Here is a 20,507-nt window from a genome sequence, read left to right as displayed (position 1 = left end):
CGGGGTGCCGCGATTACTGTTGCCGGATGGACGATTTCGACGCGCTCCGCGCCGACGACGGTGACCTGGCGGAACTGCGCGACGAACTGCGCCGGTTCCTGGCCGCGGATGCGGCGCAGTTCGGCTGGCAACCCGGCGTCGACGGCTGGCTGTCGAAGTGGGACGCCGACTTCAGCACGCGACTGGCGGCAGCCGGCTTCGTCGGACTCACCATCCCCGTCGAGTACGGCGGCCGCGGATGCAGCCACATGCACCGGTACGTCGTCACCGAGGAACTCCTGGCCCACGGCGCCCCGGTGGCCGCACACTGGATCGCCGACCGGCAGGTGGCGCCCGCCCTCCTCACCTACGGCAGCGAGGAGCAGCGGCGCCGGCTCCTGCCCCGAATCGCCTCCGGTACTTTGTATTCCGCCATCGGCATGAGCGAGCACGAGGCCGGTTCCGACCTGGCCGCCGTCACCACCAAAGCCACCCGCACCGACAGCGGCTGGCTGCTCAATGGCAGCAAGGTCTGGACCAGCGGCGCGCACCTGGCACACCAGATCGTGGTGCTGGCCCGCACCAGTCCCCTGGACCCGAAACATCGGCACGCGGGGTTCAGCCAGTTCATCGTGCCCACCGACGCCCCCGGCGTCACCATCGAGCCCATCGTCCAGATGAACGGCGAGCACCACTTCAACGAAGTGCTGTTCGACGACGTCGCGCTGACCGACGCCGACCTGCTCGGCACCATCGGCGCCGGCTGGCATCAGGTGACCTCGGAACTGGGCTTCGAGCGCAGCGGGCCGGAACGCTTCCTATCAACGGCCACACTGCTTTTCGCGCTCATCGAGGCACTGCGGGATGACCCCCGCGCCGATGTCGGTGACCTGATGGCGCGGATGATCTCGCTGCGCCAGCTCTCGATATCGGTCGCCCGGGCGCTGACGGCCGGCCAGGACGCCGCGGTGTCCGCCGCGCTGGTGAAAGACCTCGGTACCCGATTCGAACAGGATTCCGTCGAGATCGCCGCGGAGCTGCTGGACCGGTACGACGGCCCCGACCGTCCGCGGCTGCAGACGATGCTGGACACCGCCCGCGTGCACGCCCCGCTGTTCACGCTGCGCGGCGGCACCAACGAGGTGCTGCGCGGCATCGTCGCCAAGAACTGGACCAAACAGGCTGCTGCCGAACAATATTCGGATGAGTATGCGGAATTGCGTGAACTGGCCGAGCGGATCGGCCGGACCGCCGCGCCCGCTCGGACATTGCCGCTGACGTTCGACGACGCGCTGTGGCACACCGCCGAGGGTTCGGGACTGACCCGGCTGGGCGGCGACGCCGACGCCGGACCCGCCGCCGCGGCCGTCGTGCTGGGCACCCTGGCCCGCCATGCCGCCGCGGTGCCGATCGCCGAAACCGATGTGCTGGCAACCTGGTTGGCCGCCGAAGCCGGGCTGACGGCACCGGAATCGGGACCGCTGACACTGGCGGTGGACGGCGTCGCCGTCTGGCCGCAATGCGGGCCCGTGGTGGTGGCCACGCGTGGACCGGAGGCTCTGTACGTCGCGCTGCGCGACGCACCGACACTCGTCGACGGCGGACACAACCTCGCCGGCGAACCCCGAGCCGCCGTCGAATTCGACACCGCGGCAGCCGATGTGGTCCAGCTGCCCCTCGCGATCGCCGATGAGCTGACCATTCGCGGCGCCTGGTGCCGCTGCGTGCAGATCGTCGGAGCCTTCGACGCGGCCGCACAACTGACCGTCGCGCACACGGAAGCTCGCGTGCAGTTCGGTCGCCCGCTCGCCGCTTTCCAGGCCGTGCAGCACTCGCTGGCCACGATGCTCGGGGAGATCGAACGCGCCAGGGCGGCAACCACTCTGGCGGTCACCGCCGCCGCCCAGTACGGCTTCGGTGACGACCGCACCGCCTACGCCACGACGGTGGCCAAGGTCGCCGTCGGCCGCGCCGTCGCCCCGGTGACGACCATCGCCCATCAGTTGCACGGCGCCATCGGCACCACGGCGGAACATCCGCTGTGGCGCGCGACCATGCGCGCACGCAGTTGGGCCGACGAGTTCGGGAGCACCAGCTGGCATGCCCGGCGACTGGCCGGCCGCACGGCGACGACGGGCGCGTGGGATGTGACGGTGGGCCGCACTGGAAACCCGTTGTGACCTAAGTCAATATCCGCGCGGAAAGTGCGTTCCGTCCGGTTGTGACGGCCACCACTGCGTTACCGGCGGTCTCGGTAAAAACTCGACACATGTCCAAATCGAGTGGCGCTTTCGCCGCGTTGGCTCTCTGTGCCGCCCTGCCCGCCGCGACCATCGTCGCCGCGCCCGCCCAGGCCGCCGGCACGCACCGTCAGACTCTGATGTCGCGCACCTACACCTGCGACCGGCAGCCGATCAACTACATGAAGTTCCGCTTCCCGGCGGTGCCGACGGCCGAGATCACCTCCGACGGCCGCACCGCCACCGCCCACATCGAGATGCTCGACGGTGCGCGCAACGCGCAGTACACCGTCCGGGTGATCCCCGCTCCGCACGCCACCCTCGGCTGCCTGCCCGGTGATCCGAGCATCGCCACCGGCGCGCTGAGCACCGACGGCTTCGGCAACGGCAACTCCACCGTCCAGCTTTCCGTCGCCCCCGGCACCACCGGCGTCTGGGTCGCGGTCGATCTGCCCCAGCCGAATTCGCAGAGCCCGGCCGAGTTCTACAGCAGCGACTTCGTCGCCTCGGTCTGACCCCACTGGCCGACGTCAGCCGTCTCCCGGTAGAACAAACACATGCGCTACCGGGAGAACATGACGTCGCGGCGACTCATCGGCGGTCCGACCGCCGTGCTGGCAGCCGCCCTGCTGCTGGCCGGATGTGACAAGCAGCCGGCGCAGCCGACCACCTCGACGTCGAGCGCTCCGGCACAGACGTCCGCTTCCGCCCCGAGCACGCACGCTGCGGAAGCGCCGCCGTCGCCCACCAGTCGTCAACTCGACGGCGGGACCTGCCTACAACTCACCGGCGCGGTGGTGAACCTGATGTCAGGCGCGTCCCCCGAGGACTCGAAGGCAGCCGGGGACACCATCAACGGCTTCCACCCGCCGGCCGATGTGCAGGCCGCCGTGACGCACTTCGTCAAGACCAACGGCCTGCACTCCAGCGATCCCGACCGCAGCCAGTACAGCCGCACGCTCAACAACTGGGTTGAGCAGCAGTGCCCGGTGCAGCAGCCGGAAAAGAAGCCCAAGTAGCAGCATCGGCTGAGCCGATGGCCGGCAGCCTCAGCTACCGGTCCACTGCGGCGCGCGCTTCTCGGCGAAGGCCACCGCGCCCTCGCGCGCGTCCTTCGACATGAAGACCGGCCCCAGGATGGCGGCCTGCTTGTCCCACTTCTCGGCGTCGGACCAGTCGGCCGACTCGACGATGATCCGCTTGGTGGCGGCGACCGCCAGCGGGCCGTTCGCGGTGATCCGCGCAGCCAGCGCGAGGGCGGCGTCCAGTGCGCCACCGGGCTCGGTCAGCTCGTTGACCAGGCCCAACTCGTGCGCACGTGGAGCGGTCAGGTTGTCGCCGGTGAGGGCGAGCTCCATCGCGATGGCGTACGGGATGCGCTGTGGCAGCCGCAGCAGTCCGCCGCCGCCGGCAACCAGGCCGCGCTTGACCTCGGGAATGCCGAAAGCCGACGCGTTCGAGGCGACGATCAGGTCTGTCGACAGGGCCAGCTCGGTGCCGCCGGCGAGCGCGTAGCCCTCGACGGCCGCGATCACCGGCTTGGCCGGCGGACGCTGGGTGAAGCCCAGGCCGCGGTCCGAGAGGACGTTCTCACCCTTGGCGAACGCCTTCAGATCCATGCCCGCGCAGAACGTGCCGCCGGCTCCGGTCAGGACGCCGACAGACAGTCCCGGGTCTTCATCCAGGCGGTCCGCGGCGGCGGCCAGGCCCTTGCTGACCGCTGAGTTGACAGCGTTCTTGGCTTGGGGCCGATTGATGGTGATGATCAGTATGCGGTCGCGCTGTTCGACGAGGACAGCATCTTCGCTGGCGGCTTCTTCGGTCACGACGGTGATGCTAGCCACAGGGGATTGGCGTCCGGCGGTCAACCAGTGAATAATCGAAAATTAGAACATGTTCTAGTTTTTGCCGCAGTCAGAGGAGAAACCGTGGCCAAGCTGCCCGAAATCACCAAATTCGATCCGGAACTGACCGAGAAGGTCATGGGGATTCTCCGACCGCTGCTGAAGGTCTATCACCGGTCCGAGGTCCGCGGATTGGAGAACATTCCCCTCGGTGGCGCACTGGTGGTGAGCAACCACTCCGGCGGCATGCTGCCGATGGACGTGCCGATCTTCTCGTCGCACTTCTACGACAAGTACGGCTACGACCGTCCCGTCTACACCCTCAGCCACGCCATGCTGATGGTCGGCCCGACCGCGGACTTCTTCAAGAAGACCGGCTACATCCTGGCCAGCCACGAGAACGCCGACGAGGCACTGCGCTCCGGCGGTCTCGTCGTCGTGTTCCCCGGCGGTGACTACGACGTCTACCGGCCGTCGACCGACGCCAACAAGATCGACTTCGACGGCCGCAAGGGTTACGTGAAGGCCGCCATCAACGCCGGCGTCCCGATCGTGCCGATGGTCGGCATCGGCGGCCAGGAGACCCAGCTGTTCCTGACGCGCGGCGAGAAGATCGCCAAGGCCCTCGGCCCCATCGCCCGCGCCGCGCGCGCCAAGGTGGTGCCGCTGTCCATCGGCCTGCCGTTCGGGCTGTCCGCCGTGCTGCCGTTGAACGTGCCGCTGCCGTCGAAGATCGTCATGCAGGTGCTGCCGCCCATCGACGTCGAGGCCGAGTTCGGTGCCGAGCCCGACATCGACGCGGTCGACGCGCACGTGCGCAAAGTCATGCAGGATGCTCTCGACGAACTCGCCGAAGAGCGTCGCTTCCCGGTACTAGGCTGACCGGCCGTGGGAATCACCGACAAGCTGGCCGCGACAGCCGGCCTGGTCAACACCATGGTCCGGGCCGGTGTCATCGCCCCGCTCCGCCCCGACAAATACGTCCGCATCGCCGGTGCCATGGCGCGCGAAAACATGAGCGTCACATCGGGTTTCGCGAGCTCCGCGCAGCGCTGCGGCAACCGTCCCGGCCTCATCGACGAGCTGGGCACCCTGACCTTCAGTGAGCTCGACAAGCGTGGCGACGCGTTCGCCGCCGCCCTGCAGACCCTGCCCTCGGCCAAGGTCGTCGGCATCATGGCGCGCAACCACCGCGGCTTCGTCGATTCCCTGATCGCGGCCAACCGCATCGGTGCAGATGTGTTGCTGCTCAACACTTCCTTCGCCGGTCCGGCGATGGCCGAGGTCGTGGACCGCGAGAACGTCGACGTAATCATCTACGACGAAGAGTTCACGGCGACGGTCGATCGTGCGCTCGAGGGCCGGACCGGCACCACGCGAATTGTGGCGTGGACCGATACCGATGACCACCCGCTGACCGTCGAGTCGCTGATCATCGACCATCTGGGGCTGCAGCCGCGACGCACCGGCGAGAAGAGCCGAGTGATCCTGCTGACCTCCGGAACCACCGGAACTCCCAAGGGCGCCAAGCATTCCGGCGGCGGACTGGACGCACTGAAGGCCATCCTGGACCGCACGCCGTGGCGCACGGAGGAGACGACGGTCGTCGTCGCGCCGATGTTCCACGCCTGGGGCTTCTCGCAACTGGTGTTCGCGGCATCGATGGCCTGCACCGTCGTCACGCGCCGCAAGTTCGACCCGCAGGCCACGCTGGCGCTGGTCGACAAGTACCAGGCGACCGGATTGTGCGTCGTCCCAGTGATGTTCGACCGCATCATGGAACTGCCCGACCACATCCGCAACCGCTACAGCGGCCGCTCGCTGCGGTTCGCCGCGGCATCCGGCTCACGGATGCGCCCCGACGTCGTCACCTCGTTCATGGACCAGTTCGGTGACGTCATCTACAACAACTACAACGCCACCGAGGCCGGCATGATCGCCACCGCGACGCCGGCCGACCTGCGCGCCGCCCCCGACACCGCCGGCCGCCCGGCCGAGGGCACCGAGATCAAGATCCTGGACGCCGACTTCAACGAGTTGCCGACGGGCGAGGTGGGCACCATCTACGTGCGCAACTCGACGCAGTTCGACGGCTACACCTCCGGTGCCACAAAGGATTTCCACCAGGACTACATGTCCTCGGGTGACGTCGGCTATCTCGATGCCGCCGGCCGCCTGTTCGTGGTGGGTCGCGACGACGAGATGATCGTGTCGGGCGGCGAGAACGTCTATCCCATCGAGGTGGAGAAGACGCTGTCCACCCATCCGGATGTCGCCGAGGCCACCGTGCTCGGCGTCGACGACGAGCAGTACGGCCAGCGCCTCGCGGCGTTCGTCGTGCTGGCCGACGGGGCGGGCGCCACCGAGGACGTCCTCAAGCAGCACGTGCGGGACAATCTGGCCAATTACAAAGTGCCCCGGTCGATTACGGTACTCGCCGAGTTGCCTCGGAACAGTACCGGCAAGATCGACCGCCGCGAGCTGAAGGCGCTGGCCGATGGCGCGTAAAACGGTGACCCTGCTGCGGGCCGTCCTCGGCCTCGTGAACGCCACCAACGCGGCCAGCCCGCTGGCCCGCTCCGGGAACCCCGGCATCGTCGCGTTCGCCTACGGCTGGCCGTCCAGTGAAGCGGCCGGCTTCGTGCTCAGCTCCTCGGTGCTGTCCGCTATCCGCCGTGGCCGGCGCGGCGCCTTCTCGGGCACCAGCGGCCGAATCGCGTTGGGTATCACCGCGATCACGTGGGCCATCCTCGGGTACATCGTCACCCGCAGCCGGAGCTCGCGGCCGGCGTTCGAGGAGCCGTTGGATGACGTGATCGGTCCGCGCAACCCGGCCGACCCGGGCGTCCCGCGCCTGCCCGGCATCGGGCGCACCATGCTGTCGCGCCGCAAGTACAACAAAGACACCGTCAAGTACGGCCCGCACCGCTCCAACCTGGCCGATATCTGGCGCCGGCCGGACCTGCCGCGCGACGGTAAAGCCCCTGTGCTGCTTCAGGTTCCAGGTGGCGGCTGGATGCTCGGTGATCGTCGGCCGCAGGCGTACCCGCTGATGGGCGCCCTGGCAGACCGGGGCTGGATCTGCGTGTCCATCGGCTACCGCGTCAGCCCGAAACATCAGTGGCCGGCGCACATCATCGACGTGAAGCAGGCCCTGGCGTGGGTCAAGGAACACATCGCCGAGTATGGCGGTGACCCCGACTTCGTCGCGATCAGCGGAGGCTCGGCGGGCGGGCACCTGTCCTCGCTCGCGGCCCTGACTTCCGGAGATCCCCAGTGGCAGCCCGGTTTCGAGGATGCCGACACTTCCGTGGTGGCCGCGGTCCCGGTGTACGGCCGGTACGACTGGTTCGGTTTCGAAGGCCCCGGGCGTCCGGAGATGATGCAGGCCCTCGAGCAGCTGATCATCAAGAAACGGTTCGCCAACGATTCGCAGGTGTTCCTGGACGCCTCGCCCATCAAGCGGATCGGTCCCGACGCCCCACCGTTCTTCGTACTGCACGGCACCAACGACACGTTGATCGACGTGCAGGAGGGACGGGATTTCGTCGCCGCCCTGCGGGAGCAGTCACCGGCACCGGTCGCGTACGCCGAGATCCCCAACGCGCAGCACGCATTCGACGTCTTCGGGTCGGCGCACGGCCGCTATACCGCCGAGGCGATCACGCGATTCCTGGAGTGGGTGCGGGCGGAGAAGGCGACGGCCGTCGACTCCGAGAGTGTCGGCTAGCCGGCGGTCCAGCCGGCCGGCGCGGTACGTGACCGCGCCGCTCTCATGGACATGTCCGATCCGGACCTGTCACCTTGGGCTGACATCGTCACCTTGGGTTGACACTGTCAGCCCAAGGTGACGGCTCCCAGCCCGAACCCACTTGGAGACAGGTCGCATCGGTCTCGGTCACACGAAAACGTGTCGGTCCCTCGGCACATACTTTCCGCAGTGATCGACCCCGGAAGGTACACGCCATGACCTACCCAACCGAGCGGCTCTGGTGGGAACCACAACAACGCCGTCCGACGCGCGAAGAGATCGATGCCGCCGGCGATGCCTTCCGAAAGGCACATGGCCTTGACGCTGATGATGACGACGATTGGTCATTTGAGGACGAACCCGCAGAACCCGACCCAATAGCCGCGGACGTATTCGGCGGCATCAGCCGACGAGCGCTGGCTCAGGCACGCGACGACCTCGTCAGCGCCAAAACGCAATACGAGCAGGCCGTCCGCCAGGCCCGCGCCAACGGATGGACCTGGGCCGAGATCGGGCGAATCATGGGCGTGTCACGCCAGGTGCTCCACAGACGATTCCGCAACCATCCAGCGGACTGACGCGCCGCCGGGCGCAAACCCTACTGCGCCATGGCGGTCTCGACGACCGTCAACTCCTCGGAAAGCCCTGCGGCCCTGCGGATCTGTTTGAAGTCCGCGACCATGCCGGCGGTCACCTCATGCGGGTCGTCGGTGGTGGCACCGTCGGCGAGCACCGAGATGTTGAGCTGGTCGACGTAGCTCCACACCGTGATGTTCAGGCCGCTGCCCGCCGTGAGGGGTCCGACCGAGTAGATCTCGGTGACGGTGGCGCCGCCCACCTTGCCGCGTTCCCGGGGCCCCGGCACGTTGGAGATGTTGAGGTTCAGCACCTTGTTCTGGCCGTCCTTGTTGGACAGCCGGCGGAACATCGACTCCATGGGTGCCGGCGGCATGTAGGCCGCCCAGCGGGCGACGAGCTCCGGGCCGACCAACTGGTGACTCTCCTTGGCCAGCAAGGCGGCCTCACGCGCCTGCTGTACGCGCTGTGCGGCGTCGTCGACGTCGACCGGCAGCGCGATCAGCACACCACTGAATCGGTTGCCGGAGATGCGATCCGGCGAGAAGTCGTAGCTCATCGGCACCGACGCCAACAGCGGGTGGTCGGCCTTGCCGTCGTACTTCAGCAGCAACTCGCGCAGCGCGCCCGACGACATGGCCAGCACCAGGTCGTTGATGGTGACGCCGAGCTTCTTGCTGGTCTCCTTGACTTCCGCGAGCGCCAAAGTGGCTGTGGCGAAACGACGTTGGGGCGTGATCACGTGGTTCATGAAGCTCGGGGGCGGCGTGAACGGCCGGGTCAGTTCCGGCGACAGCTTACGGCTGCTCTTACGTACCCGCGCCATACCGTCTGCGGTGTACTTGACGACGCCGGGGAACCGCGCGATCTGCCGGAGGTGGTCCGCGAACGCCGACCGGACGAGCTGACCGCGCGACGGCGCCGGATCGGTCACGTACAGATCGTTGTCCCGTTGCGGACTCTCGGTGATGTCCATACCGAGCGCCAGCAGGTTGGCCGAGGCGACGCCGTCCGCCAGCGCGTGGTGGATTTTGCCGACCACGGCGACCCGCCCGTTGGCCAGCCCTTCGACGAGGTACATCTCCCACAGCGGACGGCTGCGATCCAGTGGGGTACTGGCGATTTCGCCGATCGCCTCGTCCAGTTCGCGGCGCCCACCGGGCGCGGCCACCCGCCACGGCCGGACGTGATACTCGAGGTCGACCTCGGCATGCTCCCGCCACATCGGGTGGTGAAACTTGAACGGGATGTCGACGAGTTGATAGCCGAAAGGCTCCAGCTTGTGCAGCCGTTCGCGGAGCACGCGGCGGAATTCGTCGATTCCGAACGTGCGGTCGCCCAGGCCGGCGAGGTCGATGACGGCAATCTTGAGGGTGTGCATGTGCACGTTGGGCGTTTCCGAATACAGCAGGAACGCGTCCCACCCACTCAGTCGTTTCACTCGACCTCTCCTGCGCTTGGGGTCAGAACCTCGCCCAGTCGATCGGTCTAGACGACCTCTTCGACGCAGTGCTGATTCTGGTTCCGGCGAACCTCATCGAGGAACAACCCTATGGCAGTGGCCATCGACCCCGTGCGGGCACCGTCCGTCATGTCGAAACCGTGTCCGGCGCCGGGCAATTCGATGTAACTGACCGTCGACGCGGACACCGCGCGCAGCTCGTGCACGAAGTCCCGCGCCTGCGCCACCGGAATGACGCTGTCGCCGCTGCCGTGGATGACCAGGAACGGCGGCGCATCGCGATGCACGCGTGCGATCGGCGAGGCCTGCCGGTAGATCTCCGGGTGCTTGTCGATGCGGCGCCTGACCACTACGCGCTCCAGGAAGTCGACGAACTCCTCGCGCTCCTTGGTGGACCGGTCCTCCCAGTCGTATCGGCCGTAGATGCCGACGACGGCGTCGACCGAGGTGTCGGCGCCCTCGGGCAGCTCGGTCTGCAGTTCGGGGTCGTTGGCGGTCAGGCCGGCCAGGGCGGCGAGGTGCCCACCGGCCGAGCCGCCGGAGATCGCGATGAAGTTGCGGTCGCCACCGAACTTGTCGACGTTGGCCCGGGCCCACGCGATCGCGGTCTTGACATCGGTGATGTGTTGCGGCCAACGGTGATTCGGGGCCACGCGGTAGTCGATGGACAGGCAGACCCAGCCCTGCTGGGCCAGGTGGCTCATCAGGGCGTAGCCCTGCAGCAGCCGGCTGCCGTGCACCCAGGCCCCACCGGGCAGGTAGATCAGGACGGGGGCCGGCTCGGTGGGCAGGTCGTCGGCGCGCCAGACGTCAAGCAGCTGCGACGGGCTGTCGCCGTAGCGCACCGAGGTGCGGTGCACCTGGCGCCGGTGTTCGCGTGCCCGCCAGAACGGCGGCGTGCGCTCCGGCGCCGGCCATTCGATGTCGAGTTCGGCCGGGGGCACGACGCCCGTCAGCGCGGCCCGGACGACCTCGTTGGTGCAGTCCCGCTCGGCCCGGCGGATCTCGGCGACGCTGGGAGTGAACAGAGCCTTCGACGTCGACGCCCAGAAGCTGGACACGTGCCGCATGCCCCAGAGGGTCATCGCGGTGGCGCCGCCGAGCGGCTCGAGGCTCTTGCCGATCACCGGCAGCGAGGCGGCGGCAGTGGCCATCGCCAACAGGTGATCAGAGGGCTTGGCGGCCATGAACCAGCGCAGCCGGGTGGCCAGGGAAGGGCTGTGAACATCATTGTTCGGTCGAGCCGTCATTTCGCGAGCGTACACCGGGCTGACCACGCGGTTTCGGGGCCACGGCACATTCCCGGTCACAGTTGGGCGACTGTTCGTTTGTGAAGTGCATCACAGCTGATCAGGGCCTATTCGAAGTCCTACCGTCGTGCTTACAGTCGAGCGATGGGTAGCTCAGCGCTGGCGATCACCGACGACCACAACGACCTCGCGAACTCCGCGACGGGACTGCTGCACCGGCTCGGCAGCCGGGCCGCCGCCCGCGCCACGCTCGAGGGCGGACCGTCGCATCCCGCCGGTTTCTGGACGGCCGCGGCCGATCTCGGCTGGCAAGGGCTGGCCATCCCCGAGGAGTTCGGCGGGTCCGGTTTCGGGCTGCCGGAGCTGGCGGTCGTGCTCGAGGCACAGGGCCGTGAACTGTGTCCCGGGCCCTTCCTGCCGACCGTCGCCGCCGCCGTCGTCATCGACCGATGCGGAACCGACGAGCTACGCGCCGCGCTGCTGCCCAGGCTGGCCAACGGCAGCACCGTTGCCGCCCTCGGATTGTCGGGCCATGTTCACATCGCCGGCCACACCGTGTTCGGCGAGAGCCCGACGGTACTCGGCGCCCCCGATGCCACGCTGCTGGTCCTGGTCGCCGGCGACGACGTGGTGGTCGTCGAAACCCAGGCCACCGGCGTCACCGTCACCCCGCTGGACGGCGCGGACACCACGCGCAGCATCGGCGCGGTGACGCTGGACCAGGCCGAGGCGATCGCCGTCCTCCGCGGTGCGGCAACCAAGGCGCACACCGCTTTTCGCATTCTGGCCGCCGCCGAGGCCGTCGGGATCAGTTGGGCGGCACTGGAAATGGCCGTCGAATACGCCAAGGTGCGGGAGCAGTTCGGCCGCACCATCGGCACTTTCCAGGCCGTCAAGCACCATGCGGCCAACATGCTGGTGGCTGCCGAACTCACCACCGCCGCAGCATGGGACGCCGCGCGCGCCGACGATCTGGACGACGCCTGGTTCGGCGCGGCCGTGGCCGCCACGCAGGCGATCCACAGCCAGGTCTTCAACGCCGAGAACAACATTCAGCTGCACGGCGGTATCGGTTTCACCTGGGAGCACGACGCGCATCTGTATCTGCGTCGGGCCCGCACGCTGTCGGCGCTGACCGCGGACGGTGCCGACCCGTTGGCCGATGTGGTCGACGGACAGCGCACCGGCCGGGCCCACGGCGCGTCGTTCGCTCTCCCCGAGGAAGCGGCCGAATACCGCACCGCCGCCCGCGATGCCGTCGCCACGCTGCAGTCCCTTCCCGAGGGCGAACGGCGGGACTTCCTCGTCGATTCCGGCTATCTGGTGCCGCACTGGCCCAAGCCGTGGGGCCGGGACGCAGGCGTGCTCGAGCAGCTGGCCATCGAGGAGGAGTTCCGTGATGTCGAGCGGCCCGACCTCGGCATCACCGGTTGGGTGACGCTGACCATCGCCCAGGCCGGCACCGACGACCAGCGCGAGCGCTGGGTGTACCCGGTGCTGCGCGGCGAGATCATGTGGTGCCAGCTGTTCTCCGAGCCCGAGGCCGGCTCGGATGCGGCCGCGGTACGCACCAGCGCCAAGAAGGTCGACGGCGGCTGGCTGGTGACGGGCCAGAAGGTCTGGACCAGTCTGGCCCAGTACTGCCAGTGGGGTCTGGCCACGGTGCGCACCGATCCCGACGCCCCCAAGCACGCCGGCGTCACGATGATGGCGATCGACATGAAGGCGCCCGGCGTGACCGTCAACCCCCTCAAGGGGCTGACCGGCAACGCTCACTTCAACGAAGTGTTCTTCGACGAGGTCTTCGTCCCGGACGCCGACGTCATCGGTGACGTCAACAAGGGTTGGCTGGTGGCGCGCACGACGCTGGGGAACGAGCGCCTGTCGATCGGCGGCGGCTCCGGCGCGCAATCCGGCTTCAGCGCGGACGACCTGATCGCCCTGTTGGACGCGGCGCCGCCGGAGCTGGCGGCCGGGCTGCGTGACCGCGCCGGCGCGGTGATCGCCGAGGGACACACCCTGCGGCTGCTGAATCTGCGGCGGATCAGCCGCGCGATCGCGGGCACCGGTCCGGGACCCGAGGGCAATGTCACCAAACTGGTGGTCGCCGAGCAGGGCCAGCGGCAGACCGAGCTGGGCATGAAGCTGGCGGGCCCCGCGGCCGTGACCGGGCAAACTCCCACGCTCACCCAGGCCTACCTGGGCTACCGCGCCATGACCATCGCCGGCGGTACCTCGGAGATCACCCGCAACACCATCGCCGAAAGAATTCTCGGACTGCCCCGCGACCCTTTGCTCAAGTAATCCGCGACCCGTCACGAGTCGGTAGAGACTCGGTTGAGATCGATCCGCCAAGCTGCGTAGATCGGCCGAATATGTCACGCTAGGCACCGATGAGTGTGCTATCGGTCAAGTTCTGGGCGTCACGCCGCGCTTTGCTAGCGGCTTTGCTGTGCGCCCAGCTGATCGCCGGCGTGGTCACCGTGGCCGCTGTCGGCCCGGCCGCGGGCGGCGCGACCGAGGCCGACCACACCGATGCCGTCTTTCGCAGTGCGCATGCCGGCAGCTGCCTGACGTGGCAACCTGAGCCGCCACAGCGCCCCGCCTTCGTCCAGTGCAGCAGCCCGCACCTGTTCGAGGTCGTCAACGCGGTCCAGGGCGACGGCGACCAGGAATCGTGCGCGGTGTCGGGCCGCCGGTACCTCGGACCGCGCTACGACCCCAACGGCCGGTTCGCATACGGCCTGCTGCGCTCGGTGGGCGCCGAGAGTTCCGGACCCCGCATCTCGCTGTGCGGATTGCAGCTGCCCGGCCCGAACGGCCAGCAACTCCCGTTCCGCGGGCAGGTCGCCGAACAGGACCAGTCGCGCGTGTGGCCGCCGGGCACCTGCCTTGGCGCCGACATGAAGGGCGGGCAGACAGGTCTGGTGCCCATCGACTGCGCCGAGCCGCACTCGGTCGAGGTCGTCGGCCCCATCGACCTCAGCGAGCACTTCCACGACGGACCGCCGCCCTCGGATGCCGAGCAGGAGGAGGTACTGCGGCCCGCCTGCGTCACGATGGCCGCCGCGTATCTGGCACCGAAGACCTTGGCCGCCAGCGCATTGACCCTGAGCCACCGGCCGATCGGACCGGCCAGCTGGTCCGCCGGCAGCCACCAGGTGCTCTGCACACTGGCACCGCGGACGCCCGGCCCGATGACGGGCAGCGTCAAGGCCCCCGGCGGCGCGACCGCAGTACCCGCTCCCGTCGCCGTCCACCCGGTCGCGCCTCTGCCGCCCGCAACGACAGCGACCACCGTCGCGCCGACGAGTAGCGCGCCGACCACCGCGGCGGCTCCGGCCGTGGCCCCGAGTACCGCGGCGGCCCCGGCACCGTCTTCGTCGTCGTCGTCCTCGTCGGCGGCGACTCATACCGCCGAGGCACCGAGCCCCGCGGTCACCGACACGACCGTGCCGCCGGCGCCGCCGGCCTCGCCCGTCGACAACCCGGCGCACCCGCCGCTGGCGCCGCCGGCCGAGCCGGCAGCGCCCGCCGAGCCGGCACCGCCGTCACACGTCCTCGAGATCCCGGGCCTGGCCCCGATCACCCTGCCCTGGGCCCCGCCTCCGCTGTAAGGCGCGCGCCGAGACTGACCACAGGGCGATTTCCGGGCGGGTTTTCCGCCACCCGGTCAGTTTCGCGAGGATGCGACGGCGGCCGCGGGCCACGGCGGCTAGCGGACCGCAGCCTCCAGATCCGTCAGCGAGTCTTCGAGGTGTCCGAGCAGTCGCTGCAGGTGCGGCACGCTGTGCCGGCAGCCGACCAACCCGAAGTCGAGGTTGTCGCCGTTGTTGACCAGCGTGATGTTGAGCGCCTGACCATCCAGCGCGATCGACAGCGGGTAGTTCCCGTCGAGACGGGCGCCCTTCCAGTACATCGGCACCCGCGGCCCCGGCACGTTCGAGATGACGATGTTGAACGGCGGCGGGGTGGCATCGACGAAACCCGGCACGGCGGACAGCGCTATCGGGGACAGCAGCAGCGCCGACAGGGCCATCGACTCCGTCTTCGACAGCCCCGAGAACACCTGCTTGTTGCCGCGCATCGAGTCGGCGATGGTCTGCAGCCGCGTCGCCGGGTCCTTGACGTCGGTGGCCAGGTTGCACAGGATCGCGCCGACCTGGTTGCCGCCGGCGTCGGCGTCGGCCTCGGCCCGCAGGCTCACCGGGACCATCGCGATCAGCGGCGCGTCGGGCAGGGCGTTCTGCTCGAGCAGGTAGCCCCGCAGCGCGCCGGCGCACATCGCCAGCACGACGTCGTTGACAGTGACGCCGCCGGCGGCCTGCTTGACGGCCTTGATGCGGGCGATCGGCCAGGACTGGGCCGCCACCCGTCGGGCACCGCCGATCTTGACGTTGAACATCGTCTTCGGCGCACTGAAGGTCCGGGTCAGGTTCTGCTCCAGCAGCACGGCGCGCGCCACCCGGAAGGTCGACGGCGCGAGACCGGCCGCCGTGCCGACGGCGCCCACCGCCGAACCGATCAGGGACGGGCTCTGCTTCGGCGCGCGCTTGCGCGACGGCAGGTCCCACGGCACCCGCACTTCCTGCTCGGCCGGGTCGTCGGACAGCGTGCGCATCGCCATCCGCAGCGCGGAGACGCCGTCGAGCAGCGCGTGGTGGGCCTTCGAGTAGACGGCGAAGCGGCCGTCTTCCAGTCCTTCCACCAGGTACGTCTCCCACAGCGGCCGGTGCCGGTCCAGCAGGCTGGTGTGCAGCCGACCGCAGAGGTCGAGCAGCTCGCGAATTCGTCCCGGCCTGGGCAGCGCCGAACGGCGCAGGTGGTAGTCGATGTCGAGTTCGTCGTCGTACGCCCAAGCGAAGCTGGCGATGCCGCCCAAGAACCGTGCCGGCCGCTTGCGGTAGGTGGGGTTGAAGTTGGTGTGCGCCAACATGTCCCGGTGCAGTTCGTGGATGAACTCCGGCCCGGCGCCCTCCGGTGGACTGAAGAGCTGCAGGCCGCCGACGTGCATCGGGTGCTCCCTCGATTCGCCGAGCAGGAACATTGCATCGGTCGGCGACATGATCTCCACCAGCCAAGTAAACCCCCATTCGGCCGGCGGTAAACGTCAACGCGTCAAGGTTGACGTTCGCCCGGTGGCGGCGGGTTGGCGACCACCGGGAACTGGCCGGTGAAGCCCTCGCGCTGTTTGGCGATTTCCAGGACCCGGCCCCGCGCCGCGTACCAGCCCAGGATGAGCGCCGGGATGATGATCACCAGCGTCGCGACCGTCCAGGTGCCCACCGGCTTGTCGAACGCCATCAGCACCAGCACCGCGGCCAGGAAGGCCAAAGTGGCGTATCCGGTGTACGGCGCGCCCCACATCCGGAACGCCGGCCGGTCGATCTCACCGCGCTGCGACCAGCGGAACAGCTGCAACTGACAGATCACGATGGTGGCCCACGACGCGATGATGCCCAGCGCCGCCATGTTCAGCACGATCTCGAAGGCCTGCGCCGGCACGACGCCGTTGAGGACGACACCGAGCAGGCCGATGCTGGCCGTCAGGCAGATACCGCCATAGGGCACACCACGTTTCGACATGACGCCGGTGAACTTCGGGGCGCTGCCGTTCATCGCCATGGAGCGCAGGATGCGGCCCGTCGAGTACAGCCCGGCGTTCAGGCTGGAGAACGCCGCGGTGAGCACGACGACGTTCATCAGGGTGCCGGCGCCCTCGAAACCGATCTTCGAGAAGAACGTGACGAACGGGCTCTCCCCCGGCTTGTACGCGGAGTACGGCAGCAGCAGGCCGAGCAGCACCAGCGAGCCGACGTAGAAGAGCGCGATGCGGAAGATCACCGAGTTGATAGCGCGCGGCATGATCTTGTGCGGTTCGGCCGTCTCACCCGCCGCGGTGCCGACGAGTTCGACTGCGGCATAAGCGAAGACGACGCCCGAGGTCACCACCACCAGCGGTAGCAGGCCGGTCGGGAACAGGCCGCCGTGGTCCGCGATGACGCTGAAGCCGGTCGACTGACCGTCGACCTTGAAGCGGCCGGCGAGGAACACCGTGCCGACGACCAGGAACGTCACCAGCGCGACGACCTTGATCAGGGCCGCCCAGAACTCGAGTTCGCCGAACAGCGTCACCGAGATCAGGTTCATGCTGAGCACGATGGCGAGGGCGATCAGCGCGATCAGCCACTGCGGAATCGCGTCGAACGCCGACCAGTAGTGGAAGTAGGTGGCGATGGCGGTCGAGTCGACGATCGACGTCATGGCCCAGTTCAGGAAGTACATCCAGCCGGCGACGTAAGCCGCCTTCTCGCCGAGGAATTCACGCGCGTACGACACGAACGATCCCGACGACGGCCGGTGCAGCACCAGTTCGCCGAGAGCTCGCAGGATCAGGAAGACGAACCCGCCGCAGATCAGGTAGACGAGGAACAGCCCCGGGCCCGCGTTGTGCAGCCGGCCACCGGCGCCCAGGAACAGGCCGGTGCCGATGGCACCGCCGATCGCGATCATCTGCAGCTGACGCGGTTTGAGGGTGTGGTGGTAACCCGCGTCCTCGGCCGTCAGGCCGGGTGGCTCGGCATGCTTGTGCGGCGTTGAAGTCATAGCGTTTCAGTGAACACTGATGCTCAGTTTCGCGCAGGGCAACGAGTTTCCTGTGTGTGAACTGGAGGCGTGTCCCGCCCTGACGCGCTTGGTCAGTAATGTCGGTTGGATGTCGGGCCCCTCCCAAGCAGTCGACTTCCACCCCGAGCTCGCGCGGGCCGCACGGTTCATGCCGCGTAGCCCCGTCACGCCGTGGAACCTCCGCTTCATCCGCATGCTGTCGGACCTGCTGGAACGCCGCACTCCCGAGGACGTCGAGGTGCTGACGCTGCCGTCGGGCGTCGGGATCCGGCTGCACCGCCCGGCGACCGGCGCCGACCGTGGCGGCGCACTGCTGTGGATTCACGGCGGTGGCTACCTCATCGGCAGCCCGGCGCAGGACGACGTCTTGTGCCGCCGTTTCGCGGACGCCCTGGGCATCACCGTGGCCGCGGTCAAATACCGCCTGGCGCCCGACAATCCGTACCCGGCCGGGCTGGAGGACTGCTACACGGCGCTGCGCTGGCTGGTCGACCTGCCGGCCGTCGACCCGGAGCGCGTGGCGGTCGGCGGCTCGAGCGCCGGCGGCGGCATGAGCGCGGCGTTGGCCCAGCTCGCATATGACCGCGGTGAAATCCCCTTGGCGGCACAGCTTCTGGTGTATCCGATGATCGACGACCGGTCTGGCGGCCGGCCCGGACTGGACCATCCGGGGCACCGGCTGTGGACCCAGAAGTCGAACCGGTTCGGCTGGCGCGCGTACCTCGGTGGCGCCGATCCCGCGGTGGCCGTCCCCGCCCGGCGCTCCGATCTGTCCGGCCTGCCGCCGGCCTGGGTCGGAGTCGGAACCTTCGACGTCTTCCACGACGAGGACGTCGAGTACGCCGAGCGGCTGCGCGCGGCGGGCGTGCCGTGCGAACTGGAAGTGGTGCCGGGCGCGTATCACGGGTTCGACGGCGTCGCAGCCAAGACCCAGGTGGCCCAGGCGTTCTTTGCCAGCCAGGTGGAATTCCTGCGGCCGCTGCTGAACCCGGCCGTCGTCGGCTAGCCCCGTCGGCTAACTCATCGGGCGCCAACACCGCTCATCCGGCTGCCGCAACCCCGCTGCGGCACTGTCGATCCCGCACGCCCAGCGGCGCGCGAACGTGATCTTCGTTACTTAGATTATACTATCTAATTGATGTTTACGCAGGTCACAGCCTATTTTCGAAATATTAGCCGATCAAATAAACCCTTGCGGGGAAGCATTTCGGGGCGCATGGTTGTTGAACAGACCAACGACCACCTCGGTCGTGATCTTCACCGAGAAGAGGCACGGCAATGACCACCCTGACCCATCAGACGACCGAAAACATCGGCCCCCTGCGGCAGCTGTTCCGGCGTTCCACCGCTGTGGTGGTGCTGACGGCGGCAGGTCTGGGCGTGGCCGGCTACATGGCCCTCGGCATGCTGCAGGACAAGCCGGCCGACCCGGTGCTGCCGGCGTTCTCCGCGGTCCCGGTCCCGTCCGCCCCGGACATGGACAAGCTGCAGAACCTGGGCCAGCTCGCCGCCATCGTGCAGAGCCCGCAGGCGCACCCGGCCCGCTAGGTCCGACACCCCGACCGACCACTGAGCCGCCCTCGGAAACGAGGGCGGCTCAGTGCTTTTCGACGACTACTGGACGGCGTGCGCCTTGCCGACCGGGGTGCGGTTGGCCAGATTCTTCGCGACCTCTTCGTGCCACAGGTCGTTGGCGTGCGTGGTGTCGACTTCCTGCTCGAAGCGGGCGACCATGTCGGGTTTGACGTCGGCGACGTCGACATAGAACTGCTCGTACCAGCGGCGATGCTGGTACACCGGACCGTCTTCCTCGGTCAGCAGCGGGTTCTCGATGCGCGTCTTGTTCTTCCAGATCTCGACGTCTTCCATGAAGCCGTCTCCGAAACTGCGGCTCAACGACGCCGCCAGCTTCTCGGTCTTGTCCGCCGGCAACGCCGGATTGTTCTGCACCGCCACTCCCCACTGCAGCACGAACGAATCATGCGTCACCGGGTAGTGGCAGTTGATCAGCGCGATCTCGACCGTGAAGTTCGGGGCCAGATCGTTGTGCAGCCAGTTGATCATGTACGCCGGCCCGAAATACGTCGCCTCCGAACGCAGATACGTGCCGTCCCAGAGCTCGCGGGTCGCGTAGTCCGGCCGGGGCTTGGACTCCATGAACTGGCTGGCGGTGTGGCCCTCGATGACGTTCTTGAAGTACGTCGGGTAGGCGTGGTGGATGTAGAAGAAGTGCGCCATGTCGACGTTGTTGTCGACGATCTCGCGGCAGTGCGACCCCTCGATCAACAGCGAGTTCCACTGCCACGGCGACCACTGGCCCTCCTCGTAACCCTCGATGGTCGGCGGGGTCAGCTCCGGGCCGGGCGTCGAACCCTCGGGGTCGTGCCAGAGCAGCAGCTGCCCGTTGACCTCGGTGGTCTGCCAGGCCCGGGTGCGGGCCAGCCGCGGCGTGCGCTTGGCGTACGGCACCAGCTGGCACTTGCCGTCGCCGCCCCAACGCCAGTCATGGAACGGGCACGCCACCGCGTCACCCTTGACCGTGCCCTGCGACAGATCACCACCCATGTGCCGGCAGTACCCGTCGAGCACCTTGATGGCGCCGGTGGAGTCGGCGAACACCACGAGCTTGGTACCGAACGCCTGCACCGAGTGCGGCTTGCCGTCCCGGAACGACTCCGCCAGCCCGATGCAGTGCCAGCCGCGGGCGAACCGCGTCATCTCCACACCGGCGTCGATATGACGGACCTCAGCCTCAGTCATCTTGTGCTCCTTTCGAAT

The 20,507-nt window shown here is 68.3% G+C and carries 17 protein-coding genes and 1 pseudogene; 12 read left to right on the top strand and 6 right to left on the bottom strand.

Going from position 1 to position 20,507, the window contains the following annotated elements:
* Positions 1–26: 26 nt before the first annotated feature.
* The 4 genes and pseudogenes from H289_RS33795 to H289_RS0124265 form a co-directional block, all read left to right on the top strand.
* A pseudogene (locus H289_RS33795) lies at positions 27–1,145 on the top strand (acyl-CoA dehydrogenase family protein); the annotation flags it as partial.
* Positions 1,122–2,159 (top strand): acyl-CoA dehydrogenase family protein, encoded by a 1,038-nt coding sequence (locus H289_RS33790; protein ID WP_231388121.1) that lies wholly within the window; start codon positions 1,122–1,124, stop codon positions 2,157–2,159. The pseudogene H289_RS33795 and the gene H289_RS33790, both read left to right, overlap by 24 nt.
* Positions 2,160–2,248: 89 nt before the next feature.
* Positions 2,249–2,734: a hypothetical protein gene (locus H289_RS32025; protein WP_020103441.1), complete on the top strand. Its 486-nt coding sequence runs from the start codon at positions 2,249–2,251 to the stop codon at positions 2,732–2,734.
* A gap of 42 nt (positions 2,735–2,776) precedes the next feature.
* On the top strand, positions 2,777–3,238 hold the full coding sequence (locus H289_RS0124265) for a hypothetical protein (protein WP_020103440.1): 462 nt from the start codon (positions 2,777–2,779) through the stop codon (positions 3,236–3,238).
* Positions 3,239–3,268: 30 nt separating this feature from the next.
* On the opposite strand, the gene H289_RS0124260 is transcribed toward H289_RS0124265, so the two are convergent.
* The gene (locus H289_RS0124260) at positions 3,269–4,054 is read right to left on the bottom strand and encodes a crotonase/enoyl-CoA hydratase family protein (protein WP_177127417.1); all 786 of its coding nucleotides are present in this window, start codon (positions 4,052–4,054) and stop codon (positions 3,269–3,271) included.
* A gap of 147 nt (positions 4,055–4,201) precedes the next feature.
* Here H289_RS0124260 and H289_RS0124255 point away from each other — a divergent pair, with 147 nt between their 5' ends.
* The 4 genes from H289_RS0124255 to H289_RS33180 all read left to right on the top strand — a co-directional run bounded on the left by H289_RS0124255 (position 4,202) and on the right by H289_RS33180 (position 8,392).
* On the top strand, positions 4,202–4,945 hold the full coding sequence (locus H289_RS0124255; protein WP_081633540.1) for a lysophospholipid acyltransferase family protein: 744 nt from the start codon (positions 4,202–4,204) through the stop codon (positions 4,943–4,945).
* A 54-nt stretch (positions 4,946–4,999) separates the two neighbouring features.
* Positions 5,000–6,571 carry an acyl-CoA ligase FadD12 gene (gene fadD12 / locus H289_RS0124250; RefSeq protein WP_231388120.1) on the top strand — a complete coding sequence of 524 codons (1,572 nt, stop codon included), beginning with the start codon at positions 5,000–5,002 and terminating at the stop codon, positions 6,569–6,571.
* Positions 6,561–7,793, top strand: coding sequence for an alpha/beta hydrolase (locus H289_RS0124245; protein ID WP_020103436.1), 1,233 nt, complete (start codon positions 6,561–6,563; stop codon positions 7,791–7,793). Before fadD12 ends, H289_RS0124245 begins: the two co-directional genes overlap by 11 nt.
* A 236-nt stretch (positions 7,794–8,029) precedes the next feature.
* Entirely contained in the window at positions 8,030–8,392 is a 363-nt protein-coding gene (locus H289_RS33180) for a helix-turn-helix domain-containing protein (protein ID WP_020103435.1), read from the top strand.
* Positions 8,393–8,412: 20 nt separating this feature from the next.
* Here H289_RS33180 and H289_RS0124235 read toward each other — a convergent pair whose 3' ends face one another.
* The gene (locus tag H289_RS0124235; protein ID WP_020103434.1) at positions 8,413–9,831 is read right to left on the bottom strand and encodes a WS/DGAT/MGAT family O-acyltransferase; all 1,419 of its coding nucleotides are present in this window, start codon (positions 9,829–9,831) and stop codon (positions 8,413–8,415) included.
* 47 nt (positions 9,832–9,878) lie between these two features.
* Positions 9,879–11,102 carry an alpha/beta hydrolase gene (locus H289_RS0124230; protein WP_029105682.1) on the bottom strand — a complete coding sequence of 408 codons (1,224 nt, stop codon included), beginning with the start codon at positions 11,100–11,102 and terminating at the stop codon, positions 9,879–9,881.
* Positions 11,103–11,246: 144 nt separating this feature from the next.
* Here H289_RS0124230 and H289_RS0124225 point away from each other — a divergent pair, with 144 nt between their 5' ends.
* Both H289_RS0124225 and H289_RS31230 read left to right on the top strand, forming a co-directional pair.
* A complete protein-coding gene (locus H289_RS0124225) occupies positions 11,247–13,406 on the top strand; it encodes an acyl-CoA dehydrogenase family protein (protein ID WP_020103432.1) in 2,160 nt (719 codons plus the stop codon).
* Between the two features lie 89 nt (positions 13,407–13,495).
* A complete protein-coding gene (locus H289_RS31230) occupies positions 13,496–14,719 on the top strand; it encodes a septum formation family protein (RefSeq protein WP_020103431.1) in 1,224 nt (407 codons plus the stop codon).
* Between the two features lie 98 nt (positions 14,720–14,817).
* Here H289_RS31230 and H289_RS0124215 read toward each other — a convergent pair whose 3' ends face one another.
* On the bottom strand, positions 14,818–16,176 hold the full coding sequence (locus tag H289_RS0124215; protein WP_020103430.1) for a WS/DGAT/MGAT family O-acyltransferase: 1,359 nt from the start codon (positions 16,174–16,176) through the stop codon (positions 14,818–14,820).
* 44 nt (positions 16,177–16,220) lie between these two features.
* Positions 16,221–17,708 (bottom strand): amino acid permease, encoded by a 1,488-nt coding sequence (locus H289_RS0124210; protein ID WP_020103429.1) that lies wholly within the window; start codon positions 17,706–17,708, stop codon positions 16,221–16,223.
* Between the two features lie 109 nt (positions 17,709–17,817).
* On the opposite strand from H289_RS0124210, the gene H289_RS0124205 reads away from it, so the two are divergent.
* Both H289_RS0124205 and H289_RS0124200 read left to right on the top strand, forming a co-directional pair.
* Positions 17,818–18,735 (top strand): alpha/beta hydrolase, encoded by a 918-nt coding sequence (locus H289_RS0124205; RefSeq protein ID WP_029105681.1) that lies wholly within the window; start codon positions 17,818–17,820, stop codon positions 18,733–18,735.
* A 272-nt stretch (positions 18,736–19,007) separates the two neighbouring features.
* Positions 19,008–19,277 carry a hypothetical protein gene (locus tag H289_RS0124200; RefSeq protein WP_020103427.1) on the top strand — a complete coding sequence of 90 codons (270 nt, stop codon included), beginning with the start codon at positions 19,008–19,010 and terminating at the stop codon, positions 19,275–19,277.
* A gap of 66 nt (positions 19,278–19,343) precedes the next feature.
* Here H289_RS0124200 and H289_RS0124195 read toward each other — a convergent pair whose 3' ends face one another.
* On the bottom strand, positions 19,344–20,489 hold the full coding sequence (locus H289_RS0124195; protein ID WP_020103426.1) for a 3-ketosteroid-9-alpha-monooxygenase, oxygenase component: 1,146 nt from the start codon (positions 20,487–20,489) through the stop codon (positions 19,344–19,346).
* Positions 20,490–20,507 lie beyond the last annotated feature (18 nt).

It is taken from the genome of Mycobacterium sp. 360MFTsu5.1 (assembly GCF_000383495.1).
In the GTDB taxonomy this organism is placed as follows: domain Bacteria; phylum Actinomycetota; class Actinomycetes; order Mycobacteriales; family Mycobacteriaceae; genus Mycobacterium; species Mycobacterium mucogenicum_B.
The sequence above is the reverse complement of the archived record's forward strand: the minus strand, read 5'-3'. Positions and strand labels throughout refer to the sequence as shown.